General features: G+C 72.0%; 21 protein-coding genes. 20 read left to right on the plus strand and 1 reads right to left on the minus strand.

Going from position 1 to position 20,737, the window contains the following annotated elements; translation table 11 throughout:
* The 4 genes from BU198_RS40635 to ftsH form a co-directional block, all read left to right on the plus strand.
* Positions 1 to 190, plus strand: a 190-nt coding sequence (locus BU198_RS40635; protein WP_262987115.1) for a hypothetical protein, incomplete at its 5' end; no start/stop codon positions are given.
* Between the two features lie 181 nt (positions 191 to 371).
* Positions 372 to 1,937: a signal recognition particle protein gene (gene ffh / locus BU198_RS40640; RefSeq protein WP_188301726.1), complete on the plus strand. Its 1,566-nt coding sequence runs from the start codon at positions 372 to 374 to the stop codon at positions 1,935 to 1,937.
* Positions 1,938 to 2,065: 128 nt separating this feature from the next.
* On the plus strand, positions 2,066 to 2,590 hold the full coding sequence (locus tag BU198_RS40645) for a GNAT family N-acetyltransferase (RefSeq protein ID WP_188301727.1): 525 nt from the start codon (positions 2,066 to 2,068) through the stop codon (positions 2,588 to 2,590).
* Between the two features lie 92 nt (positions 2,591 to 2,682).
* On the plus strand, positions 2,683 to 4,719 hold the full coding sequence (gene ftsH / locus BU198_RS40650; protein WP_188301728.1) for an ATP-dependent zinc metalloprotease FtsH: 2,037 nt from the start codon (positions 2,683 to 2,685) through the stop codon (positions 4,717 to 4,719).
* Positions 4,720 to 4,774: 55 nt separating this feature from the next.
* Here the strand turns inward: ftsH and BU198_RS40655 are convergent, their stop codons facing one another.
* Complete coding sequence (locus BU198_RS40655) at positions 4,775 to 5,599, minus strand: class I SAM-dependent methyltransferase (RefSeq protein WP_223245596.1); 825 nt, start codon at positions 5,597 to 5,599, stop codon at positions 4,775 to 4,777.
* Between the two features lie 234 nt (positions 5,600 to 5,833).
* Here BU198_RS40655 and proS point away from each other — a divergent pair, with 234 nt between their 5' ends.
* The 16 genes from proS (at position 5,834) to dprA (ending at position 20,377) form a co-directional block, all read left to right on the plus strand.
* Entirely contained in the window at positions 5,834 to 7,246 is a 1,413-nt protein-coding gene (gene proS / locus BU198_RS40660; protein WP_188301729.1) for a proline--tRNA ligase, read from the plus strand.
* 444 nt (positions 7,247 to 7,690) lie between these two features.
* Positions 7,691 to 8,269, plus strand: a complete 579-nt coding sequence (locus BU198_RS40665) for a hypothetical protein (protein ID WP_188301730.1) — start codon at positions 7,691 to 7,693, stop codon at positions 8,267 to 8,269.
* Positions 8,270 to 8,818: 549 nt separating this feature from the next.
* Positions 8,819 to 9,247, plus strand: coding sequence for a 30S ribosomal protein S16 (rpsP, locus tag BU198_RS40670; RefSeq protein ID WP_188301731.1), 429 nt, complete (start codon positions 8,819 to 8,821; stop codon positions 9,245 to 9,247).
* Between the two features lie 2 nt (positions 9,248 to 9,249).
* Complete coding sequence (locus tag BU198_RS40675; RefSeq protein WP_188301732.1) at positions 9,250 to 9,489, plus strand: RNA-binding protein; 240 nt, start codon at positions 9,250 to 9,252, stop codon at positions 9,487 to 9,489.
* A gap of 158 nt (positions 9,490 to 9,647) precedes the next feature.
* Positions 9,648 to 10,232 (plus strand): ribosome maturation factor RimM, encoded by a 585-nt coding sequence (rimM, locus tag BU198_RS40680; RefSeq protein ID WP_188301733.1) that lies wholly within the window; start codon positions 9,648 to 9,650, stop codon positions 10,230 to 10,232.
* A 47-nt stretch (positions 10,233 to 10,279) separates the two neighbouring features.
* On the plus strand, positions 10,280 to 11,098 hold the full coding sequence (gene trmD / locus BU198_RS40685; RefSeq protein ID WP_188301748.1) for a tRNA (guanosine(37)-N1)-methyltransferase TrmD: 819 nt from the start codon (positions 10,280 to 10,282) through the stop codon (positions 11,096 to 11,098).
* A 154-nt stretch (positions 11,099 to 11,252) separates the two neighbouring features.
* A complete protein-coding gene (gene rplS, locus BU198_RS40690; RefSeq protein WP_063347674.1) occupies positions 11,253 to 11,603 on the plus strand; it encodes a 50S ribosomal protein L19 in 351 nt (116 codons plus the stop codon).
* A gap of 78 nt (positions 11,604 to 11,681) precedes the next feature.
* Positions 11,682 to 12,674 (plus strand): signal peptidase I, encoded by a 993-nt coding sequence (lepB, locus tag BU198_RS40695; protein WP_188301734.1) that lies wholly within the window; start codon positions 11,682 to 11,684, stop codon positions 12,672 to 12,674.
* A gap of 142 nt (positions 12,675 to 12,816) precedes the next feature.
* Entirely contained in the window at positions 12,817 to 13,662 is an 846-nt protein-coding gene (gene lepB / locus BU198_RS40700; protein ID WP_317620524.1) for a signal peptidase I, read from the plus strand.
* Between the two features lie 242 nt (positions 13,663 to 13,904).
* On the plus strand, positions 13,905 to 14,912 hold the full coding sequence (gene lepB, locus BU198_RS40705; RefSeq protein ID WP_188301736.1) for a signal peptidase I: 1,008 nt from the start codon (positions 13,905 to 13,907) through the stop codon (positions 14,910 to 14,912).
* Between the two features lie 160 nt (positions 14,913 to 15,072).
* On the plus strand, positions 15,073 to 15,828 hold the full coding sequence (lepB, locus tag BU198_RS40710) for a signal peptidase I (protein ID WP_188301737.1): 756 nt from the start codon (positions 15,073 to 15,075) through the stop codon (positions 15,826 to 15,828).
* 112 nt (positions 15,829 to 15,940) lie between these two features.
* Positions 15,941 to 16,414, plus strand: a complete 474-nt coding sequence (locus tag BU198_RS40715; protein WP_188301738.1) for an NUDIX domain-containing protein — start codon at positions 15,941 to 15,943, stop codon at positions 16,412 to 16,414.
* A gap of 54 nt (positions 16,415 to 16,468) precedes the next feature.
* A complete protein-coding gene (locus BU198_RS40720) occupies positions 16,469 to 16,795 on the plus strand; it encodes a DUF2469 domain-containing protein (protein WP_188301739.1) in 327 nt (108 codons plus the stop codon).
* Positions 16,796 to 16,963: 168 nt separating this feature from the next.
* Positions 16,964 to 17,467 carry a YraN family protein gene (locus BU198_RS40725; RefSeq protein WP_188301740.1) on the plus strand — a complete coding sequence of 168 codons (504 nt, stop codon included), beginning with the start codon at positions 16,964 to 16,966 and terminating at the stop codon, positions 17,465 to 17,467.
* 1 nt (position 17,468) lies between these two features.
* A complete protein-coding gene (locus BU198_RS40730; RefSeq protein ID WP_188301741.1) occupies positions 17,469 to 19,184 on the plus strand; it encodes a YifB family Mg chelatase-like AAA ATPase in 1,716 nt (571 codons plus the stop codon).
* Positions 19,181 to 20,377, plus strand: coding sequence for a DNA-processing protein DprA (gene dprA / locus BU198_RS40735; RefSeq protein WP_188301742.1), 1,197 nt, complete (start codon positions 19,181 to 19,183; stop codon positions 20,375 to 20,377). The genes BU198_RS40730 and dprA overlap by 4 nt, the downstream gene beginning before the upstream one ends.
* Positions 20,378 to 20,737 lie beyond the last annotated feature (360 nt).

Raw genomic sequence — 20,737 nt, forward strand, 5'->3', positions numbered from 1 at the left:
CGCCCCCGGGCTGCTGCACCGGATCGGCCGGGCGCTGGACGGGGCGGGCGTCCGGGTGCGCACCGCGCACGTCTCCACGCTGGGCGCGGAGGCCGTCGACTCGTTCTACCTGACCGACCCGCTGGGCCGTCCGCTGACCGCCCGCCGGGCGGGGGAGGTGGCGGCGGCGGTCCGGGCCGCGCTGGGCTGAGCGGCCGGTCCCGGCCGGGTCGAGCCCGGGTCGCGTGCGGCCCGCGTGCGGTCCGTGTCGGGCCCGCGTCCGGTTCCGGGGAGGAGTTCCGACCGGGGGTGGAGACCGTACCCGGGGCGGCCGGATACCCTGGGGGACGACGACCGTACCGATACCGATGCCGTAGAGGACCCGCGACGACGTGTTCGACACCCTTTCCGATCGCCTCGCAGCGACGTTCAAGAACCTCCGGGGCAAGGGCCGCCTGAGCGAGGCGGACATCGACGCCACCGCCCGCGAGATCCGCATCGCGCTGCTGGAGGCGGACGTCGCGCTGCCGGTCGTCCGGGCCTTCATCAAGCAGGTCAAGGAGCGGGCGCTCGGTGTCGAGGTCTCCGGTGCGCTGAACCCGGCGCAGCAGATCATCAAGATCGTCAACGAGGAGCTCATCGCGATCCTCGGTGGCGAGACCCGCCGGGTGCGGTTCGCCAAGAGCGGCCCGACGGTGATCATGCTGGCCGGCCTCCAGGGCGCCGGCAAGACCACCCTCGCGGGCAAGCTCGGCCACTGGCTGAAGAGCCAGAAGCACACCCCGCTGCTGGTCGCCTGCGACCTCCAGCGCCCCAACGCGGTCAACCAGCTCCAGGTGGTCGCCGAGCGCGCCGGCGTGGCCTTCTACGGCCCGCAGCCGGGCAACGGCGTCGGCGACCCGGTGCAGGTGGCCAAGGACTCGATCGAGTACGCCAAGCAGAAGCAGTACGACGTCGTCGTCGTCGACACCGCCGGCCGCCTGGGCATCGACGCCGAGCTGATGCAGCAGGCCGCCGACATCCGCGCCGCGGTGAACCCGGACGAGGTCCTGTTCGTCGTCGACGCGATGATCGGCCAGGACGCGGTCACCACCGCCCAGGCCTTCCTCGACGGCGTCGACTTCACCGGTGTCGTGCTCTCCAAGCTCGACGGCGACGCCCGTGGTGGTGCCGCCCTGTCGGTCGCGCACGTCACCGGCCGCCAGATCATGTTCGCCTCCAACGGCGAGAAGGTCGACGACTTCGACGCCTTCCACCCGGACCGGATGGCCTCGCGCATCCTCGGCATGGGTGACGTCCTCTCGCTGATCGAGAAGGCCGAGCAGACCTTCTCGCAGGAAGAGGCGGAGAAGATCGCCGCCAAGCTGCGCGGCGGCCCGAAGCAGTTCACCCTGGACGACTTCCTGTCCCAGCTGGAGCAGGTCCAGAAGATGGGCTCGATCTCCAAGCTGCTCGGCATGCTGCCGGGCATGGGCCAGATCCGGGACCAGATCAACAACATCGACGACAAGGACGTCAACCGGGTCGGCGCGATCATCAAGTCGATGACCCCGGTCGAGCGTGCCGAGCCGGAGCTGATCAACGGCTCCCGCCGGGCCCGCATCGCCAAGGGCTCCGGCGTCCAGGTCGGCGAGGTGAAGAACCTGGTCGAGCGGTTCTTCGAGGCCCGCAAGATGATGTCCGCGATGGCCTCCGGCAAGGGCGTGCCCGGCATGCCGGGGATCCCCGGCATGGGCGGCGGCGCGAAGAAGTCCGGCAAGAAGGCCCCGCAGGCCAAGGGCAAGCGCAAGAGCGGCAACCCGCTGAAGCGCGCGCAGGAGGAGGCCGCGGCCGCCGAGCGCCGTGCGCTCGGCCCGGGCGCCGGCCAGTCCCCGGCGGACGGCGGCGCGTTCGGCCTCGGCGCGGGCAAGGGCCCCGCCGACTTCGAGCTGCCCAAGGAGTTCAAGGACCTGCTGTAGTCCTTGAGCGGCCCTGATCGCTCCCCGGTCGTTCCACGACCGACCGGGGCCGGTCCTGATCGGCTCCGATCGGCCCGTCGTCCGGTATTTCCGGGCGACGGGCCGATCGCGTGTCCGATGATGGGGGCATGCGAGTGATGATCAGGGCCCCGAGGGCCGAGGACGCGGTTGCGTACGCCGAAGCGGTCCGGCGGTCCGCCGAGCAGATCGGGAAGTGGAACCCGGTGGAGCCGGACGGGCTGCCCGACCTGCTGGAGCGCCAGGGGCCCGGGCTGCGCACCTTCCTGATCCTCGACCGGGAGACCGGTGGGCTGGTCGGCAAGGTGAACGTCGCCAACATCGTGATGAGCCGGTTCTGCAACGCCTCGCTGGGCTACGACTCGTACGTCCCGTTCAGCGGCACCGGGCGGATGACCGAGGGCATGCGACTGGTCCTGGACCGCTGCTTCGCGTCGCAGTCGGCCGACGGGCTGGGCCTGCACCGGCTGGAGATCAACGTGCAGCCGGAGAACGACCGCTCGATCGCGATGGCCAAGCGGCTGGGCTTCCGGCACGAGGGTTTCACCCCGCGGATGCTGTTCCTCCAGGGGGACTGGCGCGACCACGAGCGGTTCGCGCTGACCGCCGAGGAGTGGCCGGGCGCGGCGGCATAGCCGCTGGTGGGAGGGGTCGGGGCGGCCGTACGGCGGTCCGGGCACGGCGTTGCGATTGGCTCGCCCGAGCACCTGTCCGTATTGTCCGATGGGTGACCGAACCCGTGCCGCCGCGTCAGACCCCCGACCAGCCCTGGCGCTCGGAGGGCGCCCCGCCCCCGCCCCCGCCCAAGCGCCGGATGCCCGGCGGCTGGGTGGGCCTCGCCCTCACCGCCCTCGTGGTGTTCCTGATCTCGGACCTGCTGCTGTCCCTCTTCGGCCCCGCCGGGGCCACCACGATCTCGTACACCGAGTTCAACAACCAGCTGAACAAGGGCAACATCACCAAGATCTACGCCAAGGGCGACTCGATCGAGGGCAAGCTCAAGACCGCCCAGCCCAAACCGGACGGCGGCAAGGGCGACTACACCGAGTTCGACACCCAGCGGCCCTCCTTCGCGGGCGACAACCTCTGGAGCACCCTGCAACAGCAGGGCGTGGAGGTCACCGCCACCTCACCGGTCCAGCAGCGCAGTTTCCTCACCAACCTGCTGCTCTCGCTCGCCCCGATGCTGCTGCTGGTCTTCATCTGGGTGCTGCTCGCCCGCCGGATGGCCGGCGGGCTCGGCGGCGGGCCGCTCGGCCGCAAGGCCCCGCCCAAGCCGGTGACCGCCGAGGAGGGCAAGCGCACCACCTTCGCCGACGTGGCCGGCATCGACGAGGTCGAGGCCGAACTCACCGAGGTGGTCGACTACTTGAAGAACCCAGATCGGTACCGCAAGCTCGGCGCCAAGCTGCCGCGCGGCGTGCTGCTGAGCGGTCCGCCCGGAACCGGCAAGACCCTGCTGGCCCGGGCCGTCGCCGGCGAGGCGGACGTGCCGTTCTTCTCCGCCTCCGCCTCCGAGTTCATCGAGATGATCGTCGGCGTCGGTGCCAGCCGGGTCCGCGAGCTGTTCGCCGAGGCCCGCAAGGTCGCCCCGGCGATCATCTTCATCGACGAGATCGACACCATCGGACGCCAGCGCGGCGCGGGCGGCGGCATGGGCGGGCACGACGAGCGCGAGCAGACCCTCAACCAGATCCTCACCGAGATGGACGGCTTCAGCGGCTCCGAGGGCGTCATCGTGATCGCCGCGACCAACCGGGCGGACGTGCTCGACCCGGCGCTGCTGCGCCCCGGCCGCTTCGACCGCAGGATCACCGTCAGCCCGCCCGACCGGGAGGGCCGCGCGGCGATCCTGCGCATCCACAGCCGCAGCGTTCCGCTGGCCGGCGACGCCGACCTCACCCAGCTGGCCAAGGTCACGCCGGGGATGACCGGCGCCGAACTCGCCAACCTGGTCAACGAGGCGGCACTGCTGGCGGTCAAGCGCCGGCAGGACGCGGTCAACGAGCGGGACCTCTCGGACGCCCTGGAGAAGGTCCAACTCGGTGCGGTCCGGCCGCTGGTGATGCCGCAGGAGGAGCGCGAGCGGACGGCGTACCACGAGAGCGGGCACGCCCTGCTGGGCATGCTCCAGCCCGGCGCGGACCCGGTCCGCAAGATCACCATCGTGCCGCGCGGCCGGGCGCTCGGCGTCACCCTCTCCACCCCGGAGAACGACCGCTACTCGTACACCGAGCCCTACCTGCGCGGGCGGATCATCGGTGCGCTCGGCGGCATGGCGGCCGAGCAGGTGGTCTACGGGGTGATCACCACCGGCGCGGAGAGCGACCTGGAGCAGGTCACCAACATCGCCCGCGGGATGGCGGGGCGCTGGGGGATGAGCGAGCGGGTCGGCCGGCTCACCGCGGTGCCCTCCGACCCGCAGGGCGCGTACGGGCTCTCCGCCGCCCCGACCACCCTGGACGCGGTGGACGAGGAGGCCCGGCGGATCGTCTCCGAGTGCTACGACGACGCGGTGCGGATCCTGACCGAGCAGCGGCACCGGCTGGACGCGCTGTCGGCGGCGCTGCTGGAGGCGGAGACGCTGGACGAGGCGGCGGCGTACCGGGCGGCGGGGGTGCCGCGGGAGGCATCCTCCGAGGACTCCGCGGGGTCTGCGGATTCTGAGGGGTCTACGGGGGCTGCGGGTTCTGCTGGTTCGGAGGAGTCCGGTGCGGCCGGGGAGCCCGGCGGGGCCGGCGGGAAGTCGATCGACCAGGCGTGAAGCCGGAAGCCGGGGGCGCTCGCCATGGTGGCGGGCGCCCCCGGTTTCGTGCTTCCTAGCGCGGCCGCTCGGCGACCAGGTAGCGGAACAGGTTCTCCATCCGGACCGAGCCGTCCGCCCGCAGGTACGGCTGGAGCGTCTCCTCCAGCTCCTTGGCCACCAGCGAGGCGCCGGAGAACTCCTCGGCCGGCTCGAACAGCCCGGTGGAGAGCAGACCGCGCACCGCGCTGTCGAGATCGGCGTAGGCGAACGGGCAGCTCACCCGGCCGCTGCCGGCCGGACGCAGGCCGGCCGGGGCGAGCAGGTCCTCCAGCGCGCCGGGCGCGCTCAGCTCGAACGGGTCGCGCGCGGTGGTCCGGCCCGCCATCCGCCGGGCCACGTCCAGCACCGGGGCGCTCTCGCAGCGCTCCGGCGGACCCCAGACGGCCAGCACCACGTGCCCGCCCGGGAGGACGAGCCGGGCGGCCTCGGCGACCACCGGGCCGGCCTCGGCGGCGCCGGGCGGCTGCTCGAAAACCGTCACCAGCGAATGGGCCGGGCGGCGGACGGCCGCGGCCGTCCTGGCCCCGGCGCACACCCGCAGCCGACGGCCGTGGGCCAGCTCGCGCAGCTCCTCCCGCGGTTCCTGCCCGGCGACCTGGGCACCCCGGCCGGCCGCGAGCAGCAGGGCCAGTCCGGACCGGCAGCCCAGGCCCAGCACGCTGCTCGCCGGGCCGACCTCCATCCGGTCGTGGACCGCCTCGTAGAGCGGTACCAGCATGCGTTCCTGGATCTCCGCCCAGTCGCGCGCCCGCGCGGGCCGGGCGGCCCCGGGCTGCGGGTGGTGCGGGCGTGCGCCCGTCGGTCGTGCGGTGGTGCCGGTCGTCCGAGCTGAAGCCATCGCGGCCTCCCATCCGGTCCTTCGGTGTGCTGCTACGGCTCCCCCAAAGTCCCGCCCCACACCAGCGAACAGCGGGTCGGGCCCGGCGTCCAGAGGGGTGCAGGGTGGTGCGCGCGTGTCGCGGTGGTGCGCCCCCTGCGGACGCCGCCCTGGGTGCGGCCGGGGCGTCGGCGGCGGGCCCCGGCCGTGATACCGATTCGAAGTCGGGGGGTCGCTCCCCGTACCATTCGCCCCATGGCTAAGGCACCCGTTCTCACCCCTCAAGCGGAAGACTTCCCGCGCTGGTACCAGGACCTCATCAACAAGGCCGAGCTGGCCGACAACGGTCCGGTGCGCGGCACCATGGTCATCCGACCGTACGGCTACGGCCTGTGGGAGCGGATGCAGCAGGAGATGGACGCGCGGATCAAGAAGGCCGGCGCGCAGAACGCCTACTTCCCGATGTTCATCCCGCAGTCCTACCTGACCAAGGAGGCCGAGCACGTCGAGGGCTTCGCCCCCGAGCTCGCGGTGGTCACCCACGGCGGCGGCAAGCAGCTGGACGAGCCGATCGTCGTCCGGCCGACCTCCGAGACGATCATCAACGAGTACTTCTCGAAGTGGGTGCAGAGCCACCGCGACCTGCCCCTGCTGATCAACCAGTGGGCCAACGTGGTCCGTTGGGAGCTGCGCCCGCGCGTCTTCCTGCGCACCACCGAGTTCCTCTGGCAGGAGGGCCACACCGCCCACGCCACCTACGAGGACGCCCGCGACTACGCGTCGATGATCCACACCCAGGTCTACGGCGACTTCATGACCAACGTGCTCGGCATCGACGTCGTGCTCGGCCGCAAGACCGCCAAGGAGCGCTTCGCCGGCGCCATCAACACCCTCACCCTCGAGGGCATGATGTGCGACGGCAAGGCGCTCCAGATGGGCACCAGCCACGAGCTGGGCCAGAACTTCGCCAAGGCGTTCAACACCACCTACCAGCTCCAGGGGGCCGAGCGCGAGTACGTCTGGCAGACCTCCTGGGGCGTCTCGACCCGCATGGTCGGCGGCCTGATCATGTCCCACGGCGACGACAGCGGCCTGCGGGTGCCCCCGCGCCTGGCCGCCGTCCAGGCCGTCGTGCTCGCGATCAAGGGTGACGACGCGGTCATCGCCAAGGTCCGCGAGATCGGCGCCCAGCTGGAGGCCGCCGGCATCCGGGTCGTGGTCGACGACCGCACCGACACCCCGTTCGGCCGCCGCGCCGTCGACTGGGAGCTCAAGGGCGTCCCGCTGCGGATCGAGGTCGGCCCGCGCGACCTCGAGAACGGCACCGCGATGCTGGCCCGCCGCATTCCGGGCGGCAAGGAGCCGGTCTCCATCGACGCCCTGGCCGCGCTGCTCCCGGGTGTCCTGGAGGAGGACCAGGCGTTGCTGCTGCGCCAGTCCCGCGAGCGCCGCGAGTCCCGCACGGTCGACGTAAAGACCATCGACGAGGCCGTCGAGGCCGCCGCGACCGGCTGGGGCCGGATCTCCTGGGCCGACCTCGGCGCGGAGGGCGAGGCCAAGCTGGCCGAGCAGGGCGTCTCGGTGCGCTGCATCGTCGCGGCGGACGGTTCGGTGCCGCAGACGGACGACCAGGAAGGCAATGTCGCGCTCGTCGCCCGGGCGTACTGACATCCGTCCGGTGTTCGGTGGATGTCCCGCGGATGTCCATCGGACGTCGGTCATCCGCGGGTAAATGACCGTCGGCGGCGACATTTGCCCGGAATGCGGATGAGTAGGAATCCGGTAACGGTTCCGGCGGGGCCCTGGCGGCAACATCCCTACTGGCCGGTCAACTCCCGGTATTAACGGAATAGCGGTACGGTGTACGGCCCGTGGCCCTGTCAATCCGGCAGGCTCACGGGCCGTACGTCCTGGGTGGCGACAGCCCGCCCCCCGGACGGAATTCATCAGGCCCGCGGCGTCGCTACGGGCCGAAACCGGCAGGGGGTTGGTCTTGCGTCAGATCCGGAACGCGCAATTCGCGCGCGGCCTTGCATTCCTGGGAGTTCCCTGTGAATTCCCCGGGAACGAGAACATGCGGAACATCGGCTCGCACTCCATCGTTGGTCTAGCGTGAGCACGACACAGCCCCTCGTTCTCGCGGCCGAACTGGCCGCCGCCTGGAGCGACATCCAGGCCTTCCATCAGGACCTTCCCGACCTCGCCTCGCCCGAGGCGCTGATCGGTGAGTCCTCCTCAGCCTGCGGGACCCGCCTCGGTTTCGAGCGGCTCCTCCACGAGGCTGCCCACGGTCTGGCCGCGGCCCGGGACATCCGGGACACCTCGCGGGCGGGCCGCTACCACAACCGGCGCTTCCTGATGCTCGCTTCCGAGCTCGGCCTGGCGCACCCGGTCGAGCCGCACGCGAGTAGCGGCTTCTCCCAGGTGACCATGCTCAAGGAGACGCAGGAGCGGTACACCGAGACCATCGAACGCCTGGACCGTGCCCTCGGGGCGCACCAGGAGGCGGTGGCCGGCGACGGCGCGACGCGCGCCTTCCGCGGCCCGGCCGCCCGGCACGGCTCCTCCGGGGGCGGTGTGCGGGTCAAGGCGGTCTGCGGGTGCGGACGCAACGTCCGGGTCGTTCCTTCGGTGCTCGCGCAGGCGTCCATCGTCTGCGGCGCGTGCCAGCAGCCGTTCAAGATCGCTTAGTCGGTCGACGTCCAGGCGGGGCTGCTGTGCGGGCAGTGGTCCGGTCGGAGTGAGCGGGAGTGAGCCGGGGCGGGCCGGAGTGAAGCGGCCCGGCCGGACCACGAGGTACGGCAGGTGCACGAGGCAGGTACGCAGGTACACGAGCGGTGTGCGCCGCGCGGCGGGACGGCCGTGCGGCAGGACGCGCACCGCGGAACGGCGGTGAGTCTTTGGGTCGGACCGGGAGCGGGGGCTCCCGGTCGGCCCTCGACGGAACCGCCCGCGTCCACGGGGTTCGGCTTCCGGGGCCAGGGAAGCCGCGTGACCGCGTGGTCAGCCGGCTGGCCGGTCGCGCGGCCGGCCACCCGGTCGGTCGCTTGGCAGGCCGCCTGGTCAAGGGCTCGCGTGCAGGCGGTTCCCGGCCATGTGGCAGAATGGACAGCTGAGTACTCGGCAGCCGAGCAGGACCCCTCTCTCCTACGGCTGGCGTGTCCCTTGAGTGGTCAGCCCCGCAACCCCACGCGGTGGCCAGCCCGCTCACCCACGTCAACACCAGGAGAATCCACTCCCGTGGCAGTCAAGATCAAGCTCAAGCGTCTCGGCAAGATTCGCGCCCCGCACTACCGCATCGTCGTCGCCGACGCCCGCACCAAGCGTGACGGTCGCGCGATCGAGGAGATCGGCATCTACCAGCCGACCTACAACCCCTCGAAGATCGAGGTCGACGGCGACCGCGCCCAGTACTGGCTGTCCGTCGGCGCCCAGCCGACCGAGCCGGTGCTCGCCATCCTCAAGCTGACCGGCGACTGGCAGAAGTTCAAGGGCCTGCCGGCCCCGGAGCCGCTGAAGGTCGCGGAGCCCAAGGTCGAGGACTTCTCGCACCTGTTCGCGAAGGCCGTCGCCGGCTTCGAGGACGCCACCACCGGCGTCGCCATCACCCCGAAGGCCAAGAAGTCGGACAAGGCCGAGGCTGAGGCCGACGCCGCCGCCGAGGCCTGATCGTGATCGAGGACGCCCTCGACCACCTGGTGAAGGGCATCGTCGAGCACCCCGACGACGTGCAGGTGCGCTCGCGCAACCTGCGTCGGGGTAACACCATCGAGGTGCGAGTGCACCCCGATGACCTCGGCAAGGTGATCGGCCGGGGTGGCCGTACGGCGCGCGCGCTGCGCACCGTGGTCGGCGCCCTCGGCGGTCGCAACGTCCGGGTCGACCTGGTCGACGTGGACAACATTCGCTGACACTGCTGCTCGTTCAGCCGTCAGGGCTTGTGAGGCCGACCGGGACGCATGTCGTCCCGGTCGGCCTTTTCGCATTTCCATCCGTATTTCCGTCGCATCATCGCTTCGCAGCCCGTCGCTTTTCGTTTCGGCTCAGGAACTCCAGGAGAACGATCACCGTGCAGCTCGTCGTCGGCAGGATCGGCCGTGCCCACGGCATCAGGGGGGACGTCAGTGTCGAGGTCCGCACCGACGAGCCGGAACTCCGGCTCGGCCCGGGTGCCGTCGTGCTCACCGACCCCGCGTCGGCCGGGCCGTTGACCGTCGAGTCCGGCCGGGTGCACAGCGGCCGGCTGCTGCTGCGCTTCGCCGGCGTCAAGGACCGCAACGCGGCCGAGGCCCTCCGGGGCACCGTGCTCATCTCCGAGGTCGACCCGGAGGAGAGCCCCGAGGACCCGGAGGAGTACTACGACCACCAGCTGATCGGCCTGGACGTGGTGCTGCTCGACGGCACCCCGGTCGGCGAGCTGACCGAGGTCGTCCACCTGCCCTACCAGGACCTGCTCACGGTCAGGACGGCCGACGGGACGGACGTGCTGGTGCCCTTCGTCACCCAGATCGTGCCGACCATCGACCTGGAGAACCAGCGCGCCGTGATCACCCCGCCGCCCGGGCTGATCGACCTGGAGCAGGCCGAGGTCGCCGGGGCGTCCTCGGCCGAGGACACCGATGAGGGTGCCGATGGTGCGGAGGGGTCGAAGTGACCGCCGAGGTGGTCGGTGACGCTGTGCCGCGTGGCGTGCAGAGCGGCATGCGGATCGACGTCGTCACGATCTTCCCCGAGTACCTGGAGCCGCTGGACGTCTCGCTGGTCGGCAAGGCCCGCGCCCGCGGCCAGCTGGACGTGCACGTCCACGACCTGCGCGAGTGGACCCACGACGTGCACCGCACCGTGGACGACAGTCCGTACGGCGGCGGCCCCGGCATGGTGATGAAGCCCGAGCCGTGGGGCGAGGCGCTGGACGCGGTGGTCGCCGGCGGGCCCGAGGGCGAGGTGCCCACCCTGGTCGTGCCGACCCCGAGCGGGCGCCCGTTCACCCAGGAGCTCGCCCAGGAGCTGGCTGGACGCCCCTGGCTGGCCTTCACGCCCGCGCGGTACGAGGGCATCGACCGGCGGGTGATCGAGGAGGCGGCCACCCGGATGCCGGTGGTCGAGGTCTCGATCGGCGACTACGTGCTGGCCGGTGGTGAGGTCGCCGTGCTGGTGATGGTCGAGGCGATCGCCCGGCTGCTGCCTGGGGTGCTCGGTAACGCCGAGTCCCACCGCGACGACTCCTTCGCACCGGGAGCCATGGCCGACCTGCTGGAGGGCCCGGTCTACACCAAGCCCGCCGAGTGGCGCGGCCGGGCGGTGCCGGACGTGCTGCTCAGCGGCAACCACGGCAAGATCGCCCGCTGGCGGCGGGAGCAGGCCTTCGCTCGGACCCTGGCGAACCGGCCCGACCTGGTCGAACGCTGGCAGTACGGCGCCTTCGACAAGAAGGAGCGGGAGGCGCTGAGCATCCTCGGCCTGGCCTGGGACGAGCAGCTCGGCCGATTTCGGTCCGTGGCCGGTGGTGTGGAAGAATAGGCCGCTGTTGTCTGTCGCTGGTTCCCTTCCGTAGGGGGCACGTGGACCGGCGCCCTCGCCACGGGGGGATCGTCGTCAGCCGATGCGGCCCGCAACAGACCCCATCGTGACTATTTTCCGTGGGCGGCCCGTGGCGCCTGCGATGGAGAGCAACATGAGCAACAAGCTCGCTGCTGTCGACGCGGCCTCGCTGCGTAGCGACATTCCGGCCTTCCGCGCCGGTGACACCCTGAAGGTCCACGTCCGGGTCATCGAGGGCAACCGCTCCCGTGTCCAGGTCTTCCAGGGCGTCGTCATCCGCCGCCACGGCGCCGGCGTCGGTGAGACCTTCACCGTTCGCAAGGTCAGCTTCAACGTCGGCGTGGAGCGCACCTTCCCGGTGCACACCCCGGTCGTCGAGAAGATCGAGGTCGTGACCCGCGGTGCGGTTCGCCGCGCCAAGCTGTACTACCTGCGTGACCTCCGCGGCAAGGCCGCGAAGATCAAGGAGAAGCGCGACCGCTGATCCACCGGCTCCCGGCCTCGCCGGGGGATCGGAACGCTCTGAGGGGGCCGAACGGCCGCAAGGTATGCTCACCCCCCGATGAGCACGCACGAACCACCCGCGGACCGCGACGGCAGTCCCGCACCCACCGGTGCGGACTCGCTGTCGCGGTCCGCGGTCGTTTCCGGGGGCGGGGCCGGTGTTGTCTCCCGGGCCGGTGCCGGTGAGGCTGTCGGAGGCACCGCGGCGGGGGCCGCCGGCTCGGACCGCGACGGCGGGGACCGTCGTGATGGCGGCGATGACGGTGACGATCGCGGCGATGGCGGTGACGACCGGGACGACCGGGACGGGGCCGAGGCCCAGCACGGGGATCAGGACGAGCGGGAGGCTCAGGAGGAGCAGGACGAGGAGCCCGGGCACTCGCGCTCTCGGGACCTGCTGCTGTTGGTCGGAATCTGCCTGACGGCCCTGCTGCTGGTGAACGCCTTCGTCGCGCGCCCGTTCGCGGTGCCCTCCGGGTCGATGGAGGAGACCCTGCGTCCGGGCGACCGGCTGATCGCGAACCAGCTCGCCTACGCCTTCGGCGGCCACCCCCAGCGGGGTGACGTCGTGGTCTTCGACGGGACGGGCTCCTTCCTCCCGGAGTCGGCGAAGCCGTCGGGCATCCGGGACGGTCTGCGCTCGTTCGCCCAGGACCTCGGACTGGCCCCGGCAGGGGACACCGTCTACGTCAAGCGGGTGATCGGCGTCGGCGGGGACCGGGTGACCAGCACCGGACCGGGCGCGCCGATCGCCGTCAACGGTGTCCCGATCGACGAGACCTCCTACCTGGCCCCGGGCGACGACCCGTCGAGCGTGGCCTTCGACGTGGTCGTGCCGACCGGCGAGCTCTGGGTGATGGGCGACCACCGCAGAGCTTCCCGGGACTCCCGCGACCACCTCGGTGAGCCCGGCGGCGGCTTCGTGCCGGAGAAGAAGGTGATCGGCCGGGCGGACTGGGTGGTCTACCCGTTCTCGCGCTGGACCGGCCTGGACCGGCCCACGGCCTTCGCCGGGACCGCGGGGACGGGTGGTCATGGGGACCAGGGGTAGGGGACGGCTCGCCGACCGGCCGAGCGCGGACCGGCCGACGCCGGACCGCCCGGATGCGGATCGGCCGGATGCGGGCCGGCCGGCCGCCGACGGACCTGTTGCCGGTGGACCGGCTGTCGACGGACCGGCCGGGGGCCCGCCGGTGCGCGGCCGGGCCGAGCGCCGGCGCAGCGCCCGCAGGGCGGCCCGTCGGCGCAAACGCTCGCTGGTGCGCGAGGTGCCGATGATCATCCTGGTGGCCCTGCTGGTGGCGCTGGTGATGAAGACCTTCCTGCTCCAGGTGTTCGTGATCCCCTCGGGCTCGATGGAGCAGACCATCCGGATCGGGGACCGGGTACTGGTGGACAAACTGACCCCCTGGTTCGGCAGTGAGCCGCAGCGCGGCGATGTCGTGGTGTTCAAGGACCCGGGCGGCTGGCTGGAGCACGATCGCAAGCCCTCCGACGACGGTCCGGTGCTGGGCGCGGCCAAGCAGGTGCTGACCTTCGTCGGGATGCTGCCCTCCGACGACGAACAGGACCTGATCAAGCGGGTGGTCGGCGTCGGTGGGGACACCGTCGAGTGCTGCGACGCGCAGGGGCGCCTCAGCGTCAACGGCCGTCCGGTGGACGAGTCCTACGTGGCGCCCGGCAACCCGCCGTCCCGGCAGACCTTCAAGGTGGAGGTACCACAGGGGCGGCTGTGGGTCATGGGGGACCACCGGGACGTCTCCGCCGACTCCCGTTTCCACATGGGCAACCCGGGACAGGGGACGATCCCGCTGAGCGGCGTGGTCGGTCGCGCGTTCGTGATCGTCTGGCCGCTGGACCGGTTCCATCAACTCGATGCGCCGAGTTCACTCTCCTCTCTCGCCCGGACGCCGCAGGCCGGCGGAACTGCCGCGGGATCGGTGGGCGTTGGGCCGGTTCCTGTGGAACCTCCGCTCGTTATGGGTGTGTTGGGCATCCTTCCGCTCGTCGTTCGCCGGTCGGGGCGGCCTCCGGAGTGAGCCTCGCAGGCCGCCGACCGGCTTGGCCTCGCGTGTGGGACCGCGAGCCGGATGTCTTGGAGTGATAGAGAAGTGCAGGTGCGGCCTGGAGCGGTTCCGGCCGCGGGCCGAGGCTGTGCTGGTGTCAGGAGCGTCCGCGATGGGCAGCCCTGAGGCGTTCATGGTCGTGGTGAGCGTGGTGCCCGCTGTGCGGCACTCTGAGCGCGGGCGCGCGGGCGTCCGCACAGCAGGGAGGAGACGTTGTGGGGGATTTGGTGATCGGCGCCCGTTCGGGCGCCGGGGAGCCCGAGGGCTCAGGCCATCGGGCGGACCGGTCCGCCGAGTCCGCATCGCCCTCGGCCTCGGCCGAGGAGACGGCGGCCCAGAGCACTGACGGGCAGGGCGGCACCGGACCGGAGGACTCCCCGGACTCCCCGCACGCGGAGGCCGAGCCCGCGGACGGGGCGGAATCGGAGGCCTCTCCCAAGCCGCGCAAGCAGCGCTCGTTCTGGAAGGAACTGCCGATCCTGGTCGGCATCGCGCTGATCCTCGCGCTGGTGATCAAGACCTTCTTCGTCCAGGCGTTCTCCATTCCGTCGGAGTCGATGCAGAACACGTTGCAGGTCGGCGACCGCGTCCTGGTGGACAAGCTGACCCCGTGGTTCGGGGCCGAGCCCGAGCGCGGCGAGGTCGTGGTGTTCCACGACCCGGGCGGCTGGCTGAACGACGAGCCGACCCAGCAGAGCAGCAACGCCTTCGTCCGCGGTGTGCAGGACGTGCTCAGCTTCGTCGGCCTGATGCCCTCCGCCAACGAGAAGGACCTGATCAAGCGGGTCATCGCGGTCGGTGGGGACACCGTCGAGTGCGAGGGCGACGGGCCGGTCAAGGTCAATGGCGTCGCGCTCAACGAGCCGTACGTCTACCAGGGCAACACCCCCTGCGGTGACCACCCCTTCGGACCCGTCAAGGTGCCCAAGGACCGGATCTGGGTGATGGGCGACCACCGAGCCAACTCGCTGGACTCCCGCTTCCACATGGACCAGCCCGGCGGTGGCACCGTCCCGGTGGACAATGTGATCGGGCGCGCCTTCGTGGTGGCCTGGCCGATCGGCAACTGGTCGACGCTGCCGGTGCCGGACACCTTCGACCAGAAGGGCCTGGCGGCGGCCGCGCCGATGGCGCCGCCCGTGGCCGGTGCGGTGGGGGCCGTCGCGCTGCTTCCCCTGGTGCGCCGGGTGCGGGTCCGGGTGGAGCGCCGGAAGGAGTCCTGAGTTCCACCGGACCGGGTTCCACCGGGTTGGCTCCGGCTCTTGCGCGGGCCGTGGTACCGACGAGTAATCTGCTCGGACGTGCCACGGCCCGCGGGCTTTTCCGCCCGTGCCTCCGGCGTGCCAGTGGTGTTCTCCGGTCGGCCAGAGGTGGACGGTGTCGATGAGCAGTGTCGTGGAACAGACGGCCGACCACCCGAGCGCGCCCGCCCCGGCGGGCCGCCGGCCCGCCGCGGTGGTGCAGGGCGTCGCGCTGGCGCTCGGGCTGGTGCTGATGATCGGCGGCTTCGCCCTCATCGCCATCGACTACCGGCCGTACAAGATCCCCACCGCCTCGATGCACCCGACGCTGCGCACCGGGGACACCGTGCTCGCCCGCAAGGCCGGCGGCGGCGACATCGGGCGGGGTGACGTGGTCGTCTTCCGGGACCAGGCCTGGGGCGGTGAGCTGATGGTCAAGCGGGTGGTCGCGGTCGGCGGGGACACCGTCGCCACCACCACGGGGAACGAGCACCGGCTGACGGTCAACGGGCAGCCGGTGGACGAGCCCTACCTCGCGACGCAGGGCCGCCAGGGCGAGTCGTTCAGCGTGACGGTGCCGCAGGGCCGGCTGTTCCTGCTGGGCGACAACCGGGTGGGCTCGCTCGACTCCCGCACCCACCTGGAGGTCGACGGCGGGACCGTCCCGGCCGATGCCGTCGAGGCCAGGGTCGAGGCCACCCTGCTGCCCCTCGGCCGGACGGGCCTGCTCGACCGGGTCACGGACTTCGACGGCTTCGCGGGCCCGAAGGCCTCGCGGCCCGGTCCGCTGGGGCCGGCCGCCTACGCCACCGTGGCGGGCGCGGCGTTGATCGTGGTGACCTCGGCGGCGGGCGGGGTGGCGGGCCTGGCCCGCCGGCTCCGGGGGCGCAGCTCCTGAGCGGGACCGCCGCCGGGAGGGCCGCTCTGCCGAACATCGCCCCGGGCGACCACGTCGGGTGGCAGGATCGGTAGCGCCACCGATGCGAACGGAAGGAGCGTGGAGCGCCGCCATGACAGCACGGCGTCGCAGGGCGGCGCGGATCCTGCTGCTGGACGGGCTGGACCGCATCCTCCTCTTCTTGGGGGCCGACCCGGCCACCCCGGGGGAGACGTGGTGGTTCACGCCGGGGGGCGGCTTGGAGGCGGGGGAGGGCGTGCGCGAGGCCGCGGAGCGGGAACTCGCCGAGGAGACCGGCTTGCGGGGAGTGGACCTGGGGCCCTTGGTGGCGTACGGCACGGTGTCGTTCTCCTTCCAGGGACAGCGCTACGAGCAGGAGCAGTGGTTCCACCTGGCCCGGACCACGGAGACGGGGCTGGACCACTGGGGAACGGGCGCGGACGAGCACGCCCAGCTGCTCGCGGCGCGCTGGTGGACGGTCGAGGAACTGAGGGGGACGGCCGAGACGGTCTACCCGGCCGGTTTGGCGGACTTCCTGGAACGGCTGCTGGTCGAGGGCCCGCCGGTGGATCCGGTACGGCTCTGACCGTGGGTGCGGTGGTCCACAATGGGTGGACTGACAAATTGAGGGGACGCCTGGATGAGTGCCGAAGATCTCGAGAAGTACGAGACCGAGATGGAGCTCAAGCTCTACCGGGAGTACCGGGACGTCGTCGGCCTGTTCAAGTACGTGATCGAGACCGAACGACGGTTCTACCTCACCAACGACTACGAGTTGCAGGTGCACTCGGTCCAGGGCGAGGTGTTCTTCGAGGTGTCGATGGCGGATGCGTGGGTCTGGGACATGTACCGGCCGGCCCGGTTCGTCCGCAAGGTCCGGGTGCTGACCTTCAAGGACGTGAACATCGAGGAACTCGCGAAGAGCGACCTGGAGCTGCCCTCGGACGAGTCCGGCTTCGGGAGCTGACGTTGGACGATGTTGTCCCGAGTTGTCCAGCCGAATTTCGCGGGACGGGGGCTTCTCACCCCTGCGGGTGACAAAAGTTATCCACAGGCCCGAGTTATCCACAGGGGATGAGAATTCCCGGGCCTCTTCATGGGTGTTGGTGCAGCCTCCTCGGCGGAGGTGGTCACCATGCAGCACACCATCGTGCAGGACCAGGCCGTACCGGACACGGCCGACGCAGGGAAGGCTCCGCGGGCGGTCGCGGAGCGCGGCACCAGGAACGGCCTCGGACGCTACGGGGAGCGGGTCGCCGCCCGCCGCCTCGCGGAGGCCGGGCTCCGCATCCTGGACCGCAACTGGCGCTGCGTCGAGGGCGAGCTGGACATCGTCGCCCTCGACGGCGACACCGTGGCGGTCTGCGAGGTGAAGACCCGCTCCGAGCGGGGGTTCCAGCAGCCCACCGAGGCCATCGACCGGGCCAAGGCCGCCAGGCTGCAACGCCTCGCCGAGCGCTGGATGGCCGAGCGCTGGCCCGGTCACTTCGCCGAGTTGGCCGGGCCGGACTACGACCCCGGGCCCACCGATCCGCACTGGCCTCCCGCCCCACCGGGCGGGGTCAGGATCGACCTGGTCGCGGTGGTCAACCGGGCGCGGGGTGCGGCCCTGGTCGACCACCTGCGGGGGGTGGTCTGAGATGGCCTTCGCCCGTACCTGTTCCGTCGCGCTGGTCGGCGTGGACGGAGTGATCGTCGAGGTTCAGGCCGATCTGGAGCCCGGGGTGGCCGCGTTCACCCTGGTCGGCCTGCCCGACAAGGCGCTCACCGAAGCCCGTGACCGGGTCCGTGCCGCGGTCGTCAACAGCGGCGAGGCCTGGCCGCAGCGCAAGCTGACGGTCGGCCTCAGCCCCGCCTCGGTGCCCAAGAGCGGCAGTGGCTTCGACCTCGCGGTGGCCTGCGCCGTGCTGGCCGCCGCCGAGCGGCTCGACCCCTCCGCCATCGCCGACCTGCTGATCATCGGCGAGCTGGGGCTGGACGGCCGGGTGCGGCCGGTCCGAGGGGTGCTGCCGTCGGTGCTGGCCGCCGCCGACGCCGGGTACGAGCGGGTCGTGGTCGCCGAGCAGACCGCGCCCGAGGCCTCGCTCGTTCCCGGGACGACGGTGATCGGCGTCCGCAGTCTGCGCCAACTCATCGCCATCCTGACCGGGGCGACGGCACCGGAGGAGCCGCCCGATCCGATCGCAGGCCGGCCCGATCCGCTGATCGCCGGGCTGATGCTGCCCAGCGCGAGCGTGCGGGGCCTGTCCGACGACAAGGCGGGTCGACTGGACATGGCCGACGTGGCCGGCCAGTACGAGGCCCGGCGAGCCCTGGAGATCGCCGCCGCCGGCGGACACCACCTCTATCTGAAGGGCCCGCCGGGCGCGGGCAAGACGATGCTGGCGGAGCGCCTGCCCTCGCTGCTCCCGCCGCTGACCCAGCAGGAGGCGCTGGAGGTCACCGCCGTCCACTCGGTGGCGGGCCTGCTCCCGGTCGGGCGTCCGCTGATCGACACCGCGCCCTACTGCGCCCCGCACCACTCCACGACGATGCCCGCGATCGTCGGCGGCGGCAGCGGTCTGCCGAGACCGGGGGCGGTCTCGCTGGCCCACCGGGGCGTGCTCTTCCTGGACGAGGCGCCCGAGTTCCCCGTCCGGGTGCTCGACGCACTGCGCCAGCCGTTGGAGTCGGGTGAGGTGGTGATCGCCCGCTCGGCCGGATCGATGCGACTCCCGGCCCGCTTCCTGCTCTGCCTGGCGGCCAACCCCTGTCCGTGCGGCCGGTACTCGCGGCGGGGCGAGGGCTGCGAGTGCACCCCGGCCATGGTCAGCCGCTACCAGGGGCGGCTGTCCGGACCGTTGCTGGACCGGGTCGACCTCCAGGTCCAGGTGGCTCCGGTGACCAGGGCCGAGCTCATGGAGCGGGACGCCTCGGCGGAGAGCACCGAGACCGTCGCGGCCCGGGTGCTGGCCGCACGGGAACGGGCGGCGGCCCGCCTGGCGAGCACTCCGTGGCGGACCAACGCGGAGGTGCCGGGCCACGAACTGCGCACCCGCTGGCACCTCGCGTCCGGCGCACTCAATGACGCCGCACGGCAGTTGGAGCGAGGGCTGCTGACCGCCCGGGGCCTGGACCGGGTGCTCCGGGTCGCCTGGACGGTCGCCGACCTCGCCGGACGCGACCGGCCGGACCAGCGGGACGTGCGCACCGCCCTGGTCCTGCGCACGGGTGTGGAGCACGGACTGCCGCTGGCCGAACGGGGCTTCGGCCGGCTCGGCGGAATCCCGGCGCAGCGCGGCAGCCCGGGCAGTGGTCGGTCCGGGAAGCGCGAGCCGCGTGAGGAGCATCCGGAGAACAAGGAGGGTGAGGCATGAACCAACTGCTGAGGCACGCTCGAATTTCCGGCCCGGCCGAGGCCGTCCCCGGTTCCGGAGCCGGTACCGGGCCCGATCCCGAGCGCCTCGCCCGGGTGCTGCTCGGCAGGCTCAGCGAACCGGGGGACGCGGTGGTCGGCCGGTGGCTCGGCCAACTCCCCGCCGTCGACGTGGTCCAGGCGATCCGGGACGGGACCGTGCCCGACCACCCCGGGCTGGACGCCACGCGACTGGCCGGATACCAGGCGCGGCTCCCGGGGCTGGACCCGCAGATGGACCTGAAACGGGTACAGGACGTCGGTGGACGGTTCATCATTCCGGGGGACACGGAGTGGCCCAGCCAACTCGACGACCTGGGCGACGGACGTCCGATCGGGCTCTGGGTGACGGGCACCGGATCGCTGCGGCTGCTCGCGCTCCGCTCGGTCGCGATGGTGGGCTCCCGTGCCTGCACTGCTTACGGCGCCCACGTCGCCGGTGAACTGGCGGCCCAGCTGGCCGAGCGCGGTTGGGTGGTGATCTCCGGTGCCGCCTACGGGATCGACGCGGCCGCGCACCGTGGAGCACTCGCCGTCGGCGGGATGACCGCGGCCGTGCTCGCCTGCGGGGTCGACGTGGCCTATCCCAAGGGCAACGCCGAACTGATCCGCCGGATCGGCGTCCAGGGCCTGCTGATCAGTGAACTCCCGCCGGGGGAGCACCCGAACCGCTTCCGCTTCGTGCTCCGCAACCGGGTCATCGCGGCGCTCACCCGGGGCACGGTGGTGGTCGAGGCGGCGGTGCGCAGCGGAGCCCTGAGCACGGCCAGACGAGCACGGGACCTCAATCGCCACACCATGGGAGTCGCGGGCCCGGTGACCTCGGCACTCTCCGCCGGAGTGCACGCCCTGATCCGCAGCGGCGGCGCCGTCCTGGTCACCGACGCGGCCGAGATCACCGAGCTGATCGGGGCCATCGGGGACGACCTGGCGCCGCAGCGCAGCGGTCCGGTACTCCCGCGCGACCTGCTGGAGCCGGCAGTGGCCCGGGTGCTGGAGGCCGTACCGGCGACGGCGGAGGGCGCCCCGGTCGAACGGTTGGCCCGCCAGTCCGGTCTCCCGCCGGACGAGGTCCTGCAACGGCTCTACGAGCTGGGTTCGCTCGGCTATGTGGAGCGGCACGGCGCGCACTGGCGCATGGTGCGGAGGAGGTGAGCGCCGGACCGGAGGACACCTTCGCGCCGAGGGAGCGTACGCCGGAGCCGCCCGGCCGGCCTGCCGGTCCGGCTCCCCTGTTCGCTCCTCGATCCGGTGTACGAACACCACCGGATCGAGGGACGACCGGGTGGCGGTAGCGCTTTGCAGTGAGTCGGTCACGCTACGCTCCACATGCCTTCCCTATCAGCACATGACTCGGCAGAACGGCGCAGACCAACGCATGCCCACACACATTCCCGGACACAGAGTGACCGGTGGCGCTCGGTCCTCGGGAGGGCCGAGGACCGAGCGGCGCTCCGCGCCCGACGTCCCGTCCAAGTCGGCGGGGACGATGGGAGGCCTGTCGCGCCAGGGCGG

The sequence above is a fragment of the Streptomyces sp. CBMA156 genome, from assembly GCF_014596515.1.
Taxonomy (GTDB): Bacteria; Actinomycetota; Actinomycetes; order Streptomycetales; family Streptomycetaceae; genus Kitasatospora.